10 protein-coding genes are annotated in these 13,067 nt (G+C 30.0%); 2 read left to right on the top strand and 8 right to left on the bottom strand.

Features of this window, described 5'->3' with window-relative positions; translation table 11 throughout:
• Positions 1 to 251: 251 nt before the first annotated feature.
• The 8 genes from PNO30_RS05870 to mutS form a co-directional block, all read right to left on the bottom strand.
• Positions 252 to 1,766, bottom strand: coding sequence for an ABC transporter permease/substrate-binding protein (locus PNO30_RS05870; protein ID WP_271987501.1), 1,515 nt, complete (start codon positions 1,764 to 1,766; stop codon positions 252 to 254).
• Positions 1,766 to 2,494: an ABC transporter ATP-binding protein gene (locus tag PNO30_RS05865; protein ID WP_271987500.1), complete on the bottom strand. Its 729-nt coding sequence runs from the start codon at positions 2,492 to 2,494 to the stop codon at positions 1,766 to 1,768. The genes PNO30_RS05870 and PNO30_RS05865 overlap by 1 nt, the downstream gene beginning before the upstream one ends.
• Before the next feature lie 2 nt (positions 2,495 to 2,496).
• Positions 2,497 to 2,955, bottom strand: a complete 459-nt coding sequence (locus PNO30_RS05860; RefSeq protein WP_271987498.1) for a MarR family winged helix-turn-helix transcriptional regulator — start codon at positions 2,953 to 2,955, stop codon at positions 2,497 to 2,499.
• Between the two features lie 328 nt (positions 2,956 to 3,283).
• Entirely contained in the window at positions 3,284 to 3,667 is a 384-nt protein-coding gene (locus PNO30_RS05855; protein WP_271965852.1) for a hypothetical protein, read from the bottom strand.
• 422 nt (positions 3,668 to 4,089) lie between these two features.
• A complete protein-coding gene (locus PNO30_RS05850; RefSeq protein ID WP_271987496.1) occupies positions 4,090 to 5,745 on the bottom strand; it encodes a SulP family inorganic anion transporter in 1,656 nt (551 codons plus the stop codon).
• 221 nt (positions 5,746 to 5,966) lie between these two features.
• Positions 5,967 to 6,863: a tRNA (adenosine(37)-N6)-dimethylallyltransferase MiaA gene (miaA, locus tag PNO30_RS05845; protein WP_271965854.1), complete on the bottom strand. Its 897-nt coding sequence runs from the start codon at positions 6,861 to 6,863 to the stop codon at positions 5,967 to 5,969.
• An 8-nt stretch (positions 6,864 to 6,871) separates the two neighbouring features.
• Positions 6,872 to 9,046 carry a DNA mismatch repair endonuclease MutL gene (gene mutL, locus PNO30_RS05840; protein WP_271965855.1) on the bottom strand — a complete coding sequence of 725 codons (2,175 nt, stop codon included), beginning with the start codon at positions 9,044 to 9,046 and terminating at the stop codon, positions 6,872 to 6,874.
• 5 nt (positions 9,047 to 9,051) lie between these two features.
• Entirely contained in the window at positions 9,052 to 11,814 is a 2,763-nt protein-coding gene (gene mutS, locus PNO30_RS05835) for a DNA mismatch repair protein MutS (protein ID WP_271987495.1), read from the bottom strand.
• Between the two features lie 323 nt (positions 11,815 to 12,137).
• Between mutS and PNO30_RS05830 the strand changes: the two genes are divergently transcribed.
• On the top strand, positions 12,138 to 12,242 hold the full coding sequence (locus PNO30_RS05830; RefSeq protein WP_271987493.1) for a putative holin-like toxin: 105 nt from the start codon (positions 12,138 to 12,140) through the stop codon (positions 12,240 to 12,242).
• Between the two features lie 471 nt (positions 12,243 to 12,713).
• Positions 12,714 to 12,878 (top strand): putative holin-like toxin, encoded by a 165-nt coding sequence (locus tag PNO30_RS05825; protein ID WP_271987491.1) that lies wholly within the window; start codon positions 12,714 to 12,716, stop codon positions 12,876 to 12,878.
• Positions 12,879 to 13,067 lie beyond the last annotated feature (189 nt).

Here is a 13,067-nt window from a genome sequence, read left to right as displayed (position 1 = left end):
TCAATATCTTAACATTAATTCTTAACAACACTATAACAAAATATTAAAAAACCTTATCATATCAATGGAAAAATAAAGAGTTAAACATCAGAAGAAAACCCACGAGTGATTACTTTAAGAATTTTCTTATGTTTTTAAGTTTATCTACTAATATGATTTTTTCAAAAATCACATAAAAAAGAAATGTTAGAAAGAAAAAAATCCTCAAACCGTAAGGCTTGAGAATTTTTATTTTAAACTAAGATACTACGTTATTTTTTAATTAATCCTTCTTTTTGTAGATATTCTTTTGCTACATCATAAGCAGGTTTACCTTCAATATCTACTTTATAGTTCATTTCAGTCATTTCTTTTTCTGTTATTTTTCCAGCAAGTTTATTTAAGATTTTTTCAAGTTCAGGATGTTTTTTCAATGTCTCTTCTCTTAATAACGGTGCCCCTTGATATGGTGGGAATAAATGTCTATCGTCATTTAATAATTTAAGCTTATTAGTTATTATTTTACTATCCGTTGAGAATACATCGATAATATTTACATCACCATTCGAAATAGCTTGATATTTTAACGCTATTTCCATAGTTTTAACATTAAGATTCAAGTGATAAAGATTTTTAAGTCCTATACCACCATCTTCTCTATCATTGAATTCCAATGAGAATCCAACTTTTGAAGAATTTTCTACTAATTTTATATCTGAAATATTATTTAATTTATTTTTATTTGCAAAATCTTCTGTTACGGCTAAAGCATAAGTATCCTGGAATTTTGTAGGTTTAAGGTACACAAGATTATCTTGTTCAAAAATTTTATTTTTAGCAACTTCATAAACCTCATCAGGATCATTAGAAGCAACAGTCTGAGGTGTTTTTAATAATGTTGTAGTAACTGTACCTGTGAATTCTGGATAAATATCAATACTTTTACCTTTTAACGCCTCATATAAGAAGCTTGTTTTACCAAAATTAGGTTTAACTTCAACATCAATATTTGTCTCATCTTCTATTAAAAGTTTATACATATTTATTAATATCTCAGGTTCTGCTCCTATTTTACCAGCTATTATTAGTTTATCATTAGACATTTTTCCAATTGGGAAGAAGCTAATAGTTAAAGCTACTACAGCCGCAAGTAATGATGCTAAAATAGTTTTTGGTTTTTTATCTTGTAAAAACTTAATTAATAATCCAAATAGAATTGCTAGTATTGCAGATGAAATAGCACCAATTAGAATTAACGCTGAATTATTTCTATCTATTCCTAATAAAATAAATGAACCTAATCCTCCTGCTCCTATTAAAGCGGCAAGAGTTGCTGTACCAATTATCATAATACTCGCTGTTCTCACACCACTCATAAGTATTGGCATAGCAAGTGCAAGTTTAAATTTTTTCAACTTCTCTAGTTTTGTCATACCAAAGGCTGTTGCTGCTTCTTCTAATGATGGATCAATCTCCGATAATCCAGTAATCGTACTTTGTAGTATTGGGAATATTGCATAAATTACCAATGCAACGACTGCTGGTAATGTACCAATCCCCATAAATGGAATGAATAACCCAAGTAATGCAAGAGAAGGAATAGTTTGGAAGATACCCGTAATTTGTAAAAACCATTCACTTGTCTTCTTATTACCTGATATAATTATTCCTAACGGAACTGCTATAAAAATTGCAATAATAAGTGATAATAATGAAATTTGAAGATGTTCATATAAACCAGTTATCCAATCACTTTTTCTTTCTAAAAATGTACTTACTAAATTCATTATTTATTCCCCCTTGCAAAAAATTCGCGAACAAAGTCATCCGCAGGGTTTTCTTTTAATACTTCTGGTGTAGCAATTTGAACTACTTTACCTTCTTTTAAAACACAAATTCTATCAGCAAGTTTCATCGCTTCATCCATATCGTGAGTTACAAAAACTGTTGTCATTTTATATTCATTGTGCAAAGTTTTAATTAAATCCTGTAACTGAACTTTACTAAGCGGATCTAGTGCTGAAAATGGTTCATCCATCAGTAAAATTTTAGGATTAGCGATAATTGCACGTAGTATTCCTACACGTTGTTTTTCTCCTCCAGAAAGTTCCTTAGGAAGACGATTCATATAATGTTTTGGATCTAATCCTACTTTTTTCAGTAGATCCTCAGTCTTTTCTTTAATTTCTTTCTTATCAAAGTTTTTCATTTCTGGAATTAGCGCAATATTTTCTGCAACCGTAAGATTCGGAAATAGTGCGATTTGTTGAAGAACATAGCCTGTTTTAAGTCTTAATTCCCTTAAATCATAATCTTTCAACCTCTTATCTTCAAAATAAATATCACCGTCAGTTTGTTCTATCAATCTATTTATTAACTTTAAAGTTGTTGTTTTTCCACTTCCACTCGGTCCTACAAGAACAAAAAATTCTCCTTCTTGTATGTCAAAACTTAATCCATCAAGTATTAAACCATTTGTGGAACAGCATAATGAAACATTGTTATATTTAATCATTTTTATATTTCTCCTTCCAATACTAGTTTCTCAATACTTTTCTTCATGTTATCGTTAAAGATTGTATAGTATTCTATAAATAGTTTTTGTTGTTCACTTGAAAGTTGACCTATTGCTTTCTCTTCAGCCTCTCTAAGAGGATCCAAAATTTTTGATGCATATAAGTAACCTTTTTCTGTAAGTCTAACTATTTTCTCTCGCTTATCTTTTTCTTGTTCCCCAAAATAAATATAGCCTTTTTCCTTAAAAGTCTTCATTGCTGCACTAACTACTTGTTTCGTAGAATACGTTTTTTCACAAATAGTATTTTGCGTTATCCCATCCTTTGTATAATAAAGACAGGTTAATATTAATAGCGATTTACCTTGCAAACCATTTTTTCTAGCATAATACTCATATAATGAGTTGTTTTCATATTTTTTTCTAGAAAACATACTTGAGTATTTTAATAGACTATTCACTTATTTTCACTCCCCACCTAAAGTCACAATTATTATCAGTAACAATACTATAGACATGCTCTTCATCTTAAAACTTCAAAGGTGTTTTTTGTTTTTACATTTATTCTTCACTGTTATAAACAATGAAAAGCAATTTCAAATCAGTAAAATCTTTTGACTATTATCTTTTTAAAAAACTCATTAGTAATTTTTTAAATACTAATGAGTTCATTCTAACTCTATAGTTTACAATTGTCAATAATTTAGTTTTAATGAAAATAGACAATCGATAAATATTTTACCAATTGTCTTAAAAATTTATTAAATTCATATTTAAAAATATTAACGCCTATTTGTTCTCTATCCTTTGTTTTATCTTGTTATAGCGACGAATAACATTGATACGTTCCAATAAATATGGTAATAAAATAATAACAATAATAATAGAATTTATTACTTTATTTAATGTTTCTCCAAAGACTCCTATCAATAGTCCTTTATTTATAATTGAGATACATAGATAGATACAACACAGAATAGCTGTCCCTAGATTTACCATCCAGAATATTTTCGTGTTTGTCTTCTTAGTACTAAAATGCTCTATTTCTTCATCCGATAACTTTGTTAAAAGTATTTTCTCTTTTTTTATCATCTCTCTAGATATTCCAAATACTATCAAGTAAAAAATACAGAATATCATCGAAAATACTTCAAAAATAATTTCTAAATTCATAATATCCACCTCCATTTAAGTTTATTATATTACATTGCCTGTACAAAAAATTACCCACATATACCATGTAAAATGGAGAAAGGGACTGATAAAATAATCAGTCCCATATATTATGAAAAAAAATATTATTAAGTTTTGTTATGTTTATATTATATCCTACTTACCTTACGTGAACTTTAGACTATAATTAAAATGAAATTAAAGTTGAAAAATTTTGAAAAGTTATTTTAAAATACAATACTTAGATAAAGAATATATTATACTGATTAAAAACTAAAAACTATTCCTGAAATGGAGAAAGGCCCATCTTTCGATGAGCCATATATTATGAAAAAAAATATTATTAAGTTTTGTTATATTTATATTATATCTGATATACCTTATATGAACTTTAGACTATAATTAAAACTTACTTAAATCTATTATTTACCTAACTTCTCCGCTCTTTCTAAAGATGCATCGATATTCTCACATATATTTTCAGCACCAATTTTCTCTACGAATCCTGCTTTTTCCATAACATGATATGGTTGTTCATTTACGTGAGATAATATTAAAGTTAGACCACGTTTTTTACAAGTTTCCAATATTTCTTCAAGTACTTCTAATCCCGAAATATCCATAGCTGGAACATTACGCATTCTTATAATTAAAACATTTTTCCCTTCTCCATGTTCAAAGTTAGTAAACACATTTGCTGCACCGAAGAATAACGCTCCAAAAATTTCATAAACTATAGTATTATCAGGGACATATTTTAAATCAACTTCCTCAGATAACTTATCATCATCAGATGAACCTTTATAAGTCCATTGTCGAACTTCTGCAATATCTGACATACGTTTTAAGAATAAGAAAGCTGCTAATACCATACCAAACTCTATCGCAATAACTAAGTCGAAGAATAACGTTAATAAGAAAGTAATAATTAATACCGCAATATCACTCTTCGGTGCAGTTTTTACCATACGTACACAAATACGCCAACCACTCATATTATAACCTACAATTATCAATATTGCCGCTAAACAACTCATAGGTATATACGATGCATATGGCATTAAAAATAATAGTATTAATAATAAAGTAAATGCGTGTACCATTCCAGCTACTGGTGTTCTCCCACCATTTTTCACATTAGCTGCCGTTCTCGCAATTGCACCTGTTGCAGGTATTCCTCCAAAAAGTGCGGACATAAAGTTTCCTACACCTTGAGCTACTAACTCAGCATTAGATTTATGCTTACTTCCTGTCATACCATCAGATACTACAGCTGATAACAGTGATTCTATAGCTGCTAATATTGCAATAGTAAATGCTGGTAAAATCATCTCTCTTATTAGAGAAAATGAAATTGACGGCATTGTAAAGCTAGGAAGCCCTGCTTTAATCGTATATAGATCACCAATAGTTTTAACTGGCAATTTAAAAATAGCTACTAAAAATGTTGTAACTAGTATTGCAATTAAAGATCCTGGTATTTTCTTAGATACTTTTGGCCAAAATACTTGGATTAATATAGCAAGTACACCTATACCCAAAGTAACAAAGCTAATACTTTTTATATTTTGTCCATACGCTACTAATTTTCCAATGAACTCTGCAGGAACTGCTCCCATACTTAACCCTAGAAAATCTTTCACCTGACCAACTACTATTCCCATAGCGATCCCTAGTGTAAAACCGATGGTGATAGTTTTCGGAATAAATTTAATTAAGTCACCAAAGTGAAACAACCCCATTAGAATTAACATAACTCCTGCCATAAGTGTAGCAACAGTTAATCCTGCAATTCCATGTTCAGCTATTATCCCATAAATAATAACGACAAAAGCAGCCGTAGGTCCACCAATCTGAACCCTACTCCCACCTAAAAACGAAATAAAAAAACCTGCTATAATCGCAGTATAAAGACCTTGTTCCGGATTCACTCCAGATGCTATCGCCAAAGCAATCGACAAAGGTAATGCTATAACAGCTACTATTAAACCAGCAATTATATCTTTTAAGCATTGTTCCTTTGTATAATTTTTCATCACACTAAACAACTTCGGCTTAAGATATTTAAATGAATTCATCTTCTCCTCCTATTTCCTAAGAATCTTTAGTATTACTAGTTTAGCACATAACTAGCAAAAACTCTAGTTAAATCAGAAATACTCTTGAAATATTTTAAAATTTTCTAATATATCTTATAAGAACTAAAATCAAATCTATTATATAATAAATTTTATCTTTTATAAATTTAAAAAAAGGCTTGAAAATTTACTTTTCAAGCCTTAGACAATTACTAATATAATTATAAATTAAATTTCTCTTTGATGTCTCTTATTACATCTGCCAATAGTTCCTTATTGGCAGTATCATACCAAGTTCCATCCATTTTATTCCTGAACCATGTTAACTGACGTTTTGCATAACGGCGTGAATTCTGAGAAATAGCTGCAATAGTATCTTCTTTAGAAACATTACCCTTAAGATACGGAATCATCTCCTTGTATCCTATCGCACCTAGAGCTTGAAGTTCCATACCATATTCATCAATAATCCCTCTTACTTCCTGTTCAAGCCCTTCTTCAAACATCAATTCAACTCGCTTATTTATACGATTATATAGGACTTCCCTATCGGTATTAAGAACTATTAAAAACGGATTGTAACAATCTAGAACAGTATCACCATTGTTGTTTGTCGTTACAGATTTCTTTTCATTCATCACATAATTATACGCATTAATTACACGACGATGATTATCTATGTCGATCGCATTATATGTATCTGGATAGTTTTCTTTTAGGTACTCTCTTGCCATATCAACATTAATATCATAAGTTTTTTCCTCTAAATCAGTAAACTCATAATTATTAAGAACAGCATTCATATAAAAACCAGTTCCGCCGATTAATAAAGGCATCTTTCCTCGACCATTTATCTCCTCTATTTTCTTACGTGCAAGTTTTTGAAAATCATAGACCGAACAAGTATCAGTAGGTTCTAGTTCATCTATCAAATGATGAACTACCCCATTCATCTCTTCTTTTTTCACTTTTGCAGAACCTATATCAAATTTTTTATAAATTTGAACACTATCTATAGAAATTATTTCACAGTTGAACTCTTTTGCAAGTTCTATACTAAATGCTGTTTTCCCAACTGCAGTTGGACCTACTATCGCTATTAAAGGTATTTTTTCCATCTTACCTCCTACACTATGCGTTTAAACATTTTCTCTAAGTCTTTTTTCTCCATTTTTGTGATTATCGGACGTCCATGTGGACACGTAAATGGATTCTTACATTCATAAAGATCACTTATTACTTTATTCATCTCGACATCTGTAAGAACTTGATTCGCTTTTATAGACATTTTACAACTTGCCATAGCAATTGCATCATTTCTTAATTCGTTGAAAGTTATATTGTTATTTCTTAGAACTTTCTCGACAATAATTTTTATCATTTGTTCTTCGTCTTCTTCTATCCAACCAGGAAATTCTCGAACAACATAAGAATTATCTCCAAATTCCTCGAAAACAATACCAAGTTCCTCAAATTTTTCTAAATTATTACGAACCTCAGCAGCTTCATCTACAGAAAAATCAAACATAAGTGGTATTAACATCTGTTTTTTATAATTCTTTCTTTCTATAAATTCACGTTGCAGTTTCTCATAATTGTATCTTTCCGCAGCAGCGTGCTGATCTATTAGAAATAACTTATTATCCGCTTCTGATAAGATATATGTTTTAAAGATTTGTGCTAATACTTTTAAGTCTGGTAGAGTTCTAACTTTTGTATCATCATCTTGAACAATTTTCGCATCTTTAATTTCATTAAAGTGACTATCATCTTTAACTACATTAGAAACTACTTCTCCTGCACGATTATCATAACTCGACTTATCTTCTTTTTTAGAGAAATTCATGAAATTTTCTATCTCTTTTTTTGTTGGTTTATCACTAAACTTATTTCTATTATCACGAGGATGTGAACTATAACTTAAATCCGGTAAATCACTCTTAATTCTCTGAGTTTTACTTCTTTGATTAAACGTGTTTTCTTTACTTTGTACCGGTGTTTTTCCTTCACCAAAATTAGTTAACAAATCTCCACCAAAAAGAAACTCATTTTCTTGAACAATATAATTTGTTGATTCTTCTTGGTTATCAGAAATACTACTGTCATCTTCTATTTTTATCCCTAGTCCCTTCGATTCTTCAAAGAAACTATTCTCATCTTGAACACTGTCCGAAACTCCTCTTTGCTCTCGTGAGAAAATACTCTCATCTTCAACATCCCCAAACTTATTATCAAGTTCATCTAAAAAATTTATTTTTTCTATTTTTGCTTTTTCTTTTTTTGTAAGAACATTATTCATTCCTTGTGGAATATACGTATAATTACTTAATCTTTCAGCGATAACTTCTTTGATTAAGCGTATTAACTCCGCTTCTTTCGATAATCTCACTTCTTGCTTAGTTGGATGCACATTAACATCTAATAAAATCGGGTCCATTTCTATATTAATAACACATAATGGATACCTATTTATCATTAAAAGCGTTCCGTAAGCATCGATTATAGCATTTTGAATTCCATAATTTTTAATATAACGCCCATTGATAAAAATATTTATATAATTCTTACTAGCTCTCGTTTCTTCTGGTACAGAGATATAACCGAATACTTTGTAATCGTCGTTACTCCCACTGAATTCAATCATGTTTCTAGCGACACCCATATTATAGATTTTAGATAAAATCTTATGAACATCACCATCACCATATGTTTTAAAGCTAATCTTCCCATCTACATGCAATTCGAAAGCTACATTAGGATAAGATAGGGCAAACTTATGAATAATATTAGTGATGTTAGCTTGTTCTGTATGAGGATTACGCAGATATTTCAACCTTGCTGGTGTATTGTAGAATAAATTTTCTACACTTAAATCAGTTCCCTTAATAGGAGCGTAATATTCTTCTGAAACTATTTTCCCACCTTCAAGAACTAGCATCTTCCCTTGTGCTTCTCCTGCACAACTTTTTATCGTTACTTTACTCACAGATGAAATACTCGCTAGTGCCTCACCTCTAAACCCAAGTGTTTCTATATGGAATAAGTCATAATCAGCACTTATTTTACTCGTTGCATGGCGTAAAAAAGCACGTGCTAAATCATCATTAGAAATACCACTACCATTATCAATAATTCTAATTTGTTGAATACCAAATTCTTTAATTATAACTTTAATATTAGTACTTCCTGCATCGATAGAGTTTTCTACAAGCTCTTTAACAACAGAAGAAGGTCTTTCAACTACTTCTCCCGCCGCTATTTTATTTGATAATTCTGCAGATAATATATTTATTTTTCCCATTTAATTTATTTCACATCCTCACTTATTTTTCTCTGTAATTCATAAAGAAGATTGAACGCCTGCATTGGAGTTGTTTCTAAGAAGTTCACAGCTTCTAATTGCTTTTTGATTTCATCAAACTTCTCATTATCACCATCAAAATCCAATTGTAATTTCGCATAATTTTTCTTCGATTTCTCTTCAGCTTTTAGTTGTTTTCTAATAGTTCTCTCTAACTCTTCTTTAAGTTCTTTTTCTAATTCAGAACGAAGCTGTAATCTTAGAGACTCTTCATCTACTTTTATAACATCTTCTTTAACTACCCTGCTACTATATTCTTTTTCTAGTTCCTGACGTATTTTTTCTCTTAATTTTTCTTCAGATTCTTGTGATGAAACATCACTTAATAATACTTTGTTATATCTAGCATTATCAACAAGGTCCTCACTACCTTTGCTTCCACTTTCTAATTCTCTTAAGATTTTATTAGCACCTACGATAACGTCTTCTGGTAGATGGGCAAGTTGAGCAACATGAATACCATAACTCTTCTCGATAGGTCCTTCATTAATTTTATATAAGAAAATTAGTTTTCCATGATCTTCTTTTGCAGAAACATGGATATTCTTTATTCCCTGGGTAATATTTTCTAACTTTGTAAGCTCATGATAGTGAGTTGAGAATAATGTTTTACATTTAATAGTATTATTAATATATTCTAATATTGATTGAGCTAAGGCAATACCGTCATAAGTCGATGTTCCACGACCAATTTCATCAAAAATTAATAATGAATTTGCAGTAGATTCGACTAAAGCATTCTTCGCCTCAATCATCTCAACCATAAACGTCGATTTCCCTCCAGCAAGATCATCACTCGCACCTATTCTCGTAAATATTTTATCGAAAATCGGTAAATTCGCAGAAGTCGCTGGAACAAATGACCCAATTTGTGCAAGAATCACAATAAGAGCAAGTTGTCTCATATAAGTAGATTTACCAGACATATTAGGCCCTGTAATAAGCAAGATATTATTATCTTTATCTACTTTACAATCATTACTAATATAACTATCAGCGCTCACATTTCTTTCGACAATCGGGTGACGACCATCAACAATATCAATAATATTATTATCATTAAATTCAGGTTTTACATAACCATATTCTTCCGCTACATCAGATAATGAAACGAACACATCAATATCACTTAAAGTATTCGCAACTCTTTGCAATCTTACGATATAATTATGAATCTTCGTCTTAACTTCTTGGAATAATTGTAATTCTAACTCTTCAATTTTAGTCTTAGAATTTACGATATGTTCTTCAACTTTTTTCAGTTCTTCAGATACAAATCTCTCACAGTTAGAAAGAGTTTGTTTCCTATGATAACCTAGTTCTGTTGGATCTATAGTCTTAAGCCCTACTTTAGATACTTCGATAAAGTAACCGAAAATCTTATTGTATCCAACTTTTAGATTTTTAACCCCGGTTCTCTCTTTTTCACGTTCTTCGATTTCTAGTAAAATTCTATTTCCGTTTTTACTAGCATTTTTATAACTATCTAATTCTTCATTAAAGCCTAATTTAATTACATTACCTTCTTTAACAGTCTGACCGGCTTCTTCATGGATTGTTGCTTCAAGATAATCGTATAAATCTGTTAATTCATCGATATTCTCTGCGATATCTTTTAATTTATTAGATTCAAATCCTAATAATAATTTCTTAATTTCTGGTATTTGAGCCAATGTTTTCTTTAGATTCAATAATTCCTTAGGACTTACAATATTATAAGTAACTTTTGTAGAAATCCTCTCAAGGTCATATACTTCTTTCAAACTAGTTTTAACATCAGCTTTTTCGAAATAATGTTTTGTAAAATCTTCTACGATTTCCTGACGTTTTTTAATTTCTTTAAGATCTAACAATGGATTTTCTAACCATTTTTTTAGTTTTCTTGATCCCGCAGCTGTTGAAGTTTTATCTACAATACTAAGAAGAGAACCTTTCTTACCACCATTAGCCATGTTCTGAGTAACTTCTAAGTTTTTTAACGAATAGTTAGTCATATAAACAAACTTATCTTTGAAATATACTTCAAAATCTTTAAGGCTTGAAATATCTTTATTTTGAGTTTTTTCAATATAATCTAAAAGAACATCACATGCTACACGTAGATTGGTGTCAATAATATTACTTGTTTTTTCCTTAGTAATATCATTATTTAATTCAACTTCAGTAATATAAGCACTAATATCCAACTCTTGATCTTTTATGCTAATTACTTCTTTAATATTATTTTTTAGTACTTCGTCTTGTAGGTCAGCCATAGTTTTTAGTACAGTACAACGGCTATCACCAGTCATAATATCACAAAATGCGAAGTAGATATTATTATCCTTTACATATGCACTACCTAGATAGTTATTCTCATCATAGTTTTTGTAGTTCATATAAGTCCCTGGTGTGATTACCTGAACTACCTTACGCTCTACGATTTTCCCTTGACCAGGTTCAGAAACTTGTTCGCATATAGCTACTTTGTATCCATTATTTACTAAAGTATCTATGTAAGTAGCCGATGAATGAAATGGGACTCCACACATAGGAATTTTTTCAGCTCCTCCATCCCGAGCAGTTAAGGTTATTTCTAATATTTTTGACGCTCTAGTTGCATCTTCAAAGAACATCTCATAAAAATCACCAAGACGGTAAAATACAAACGCATCTTGATAATCTTTCTTTATCTTCAGATATTGTTCTATCATTGGAGTATATTTCATCTCAAAAGTTCCTTTCTCTTTATTTCTTCCATGTATTTATAACATATATAATTTTAGCATAAATCGTTATTTTTTAGTAGTGTGACATGTGGTAAAACACATAAAAGCTAAAAATAGGCTATGAAAATAAATTACAATTTTCTCACTATTCCTAAAATTAATCTTTTGATAATTGATTATTAAATTTTTATTTGATATAATCGAGTTGGAGAGAGAAGTTAAAAGGTGTAAAAACACTCATTAAAGATGGTGGCTACTTCAATATGAAAGGAGCTGATGCTTATGCTCATAAGTATCGAAATCTTGAAAAAAGGAGTAGCAAATTGTCAGCATACGAAATCATACAGACGATTATCGGAATAAATCTATTGATTGTTACAATAGTTGGCGTATGTATCTCAGCATTAAAAAAAGACAATAAAAAATAACCATCTTAAACTTTGGCCGGTTAGATGGTTATGTCTATAATCAATTAATCAGAGCCACCGTCTTTACAACGGCTCTCTCCTTTATATTTATATTCTAGCATATGTGAAATAAGAATGCAATAATTTTATTACCAGATTAACTTTCCCATAAAATTTTCCTTTTACTTTATCAAAAGATTAATTTATACGGCATACATTATCCATAATAATTGAGCAACACTTATAGACTCACACAGCATGAAAATTAACGTATTTTTACTTAACATACTTTTTCCTCCTAGTAATACTCTATAACAAGTACATTTTATCATATTATCTTTAAAATTTGAATACACTATTAAATTTTTTATATTCCCATACTGTAGTAACTCTTCTGTCAATTGATTATTAAATTTTTATTTGATATAATCAAGTTGGAGAGAGAAGTTAAGGGATGTAATATCTTCTAATAAGGATGGTAGCTACTTCAATATGAAAGGGGTTGATGCTTATGCTCATAAGTATCGAAATCTTGAAGAAAGGAGTAGCAAATTGTCAGCTTACGAAATCATACAGACGATTATCGGAATAAATCTATTGATTGTTACAATAGTTGGAGTATGTATCTCAGCATTAAAAAAAGACAATAAAAAATAACCATCTTTAACTTTAGCACGTTGATGGTTATTTTTAACTAAATTTAACCTGAGCTACCGTCTTTTAAGTTAGTCGTTTATTTTTCAAAGTCAAGGACTGAAGAAAAATATTACGAATAATTTATACTACGACTACTATAATTTCTACGAACGTAGTGAGTTAAGAAATTATTAGTAAAGTCAGTGCAAA

Source organism: Gemella haemolysans (assembly GCF_028308085.1).
Classification (GTDB): domain Bacteria; phylum Bacillota; class Bacilli; order Staphylococcales; family Gemellaceae; genus Gemella; species Gemella haemolysans_D.
The sequence above is the reverse complement of the archived record's forward strand: the minus strand, read 5'-3'. Positions and strand labels throughout refer to the sequence as shown.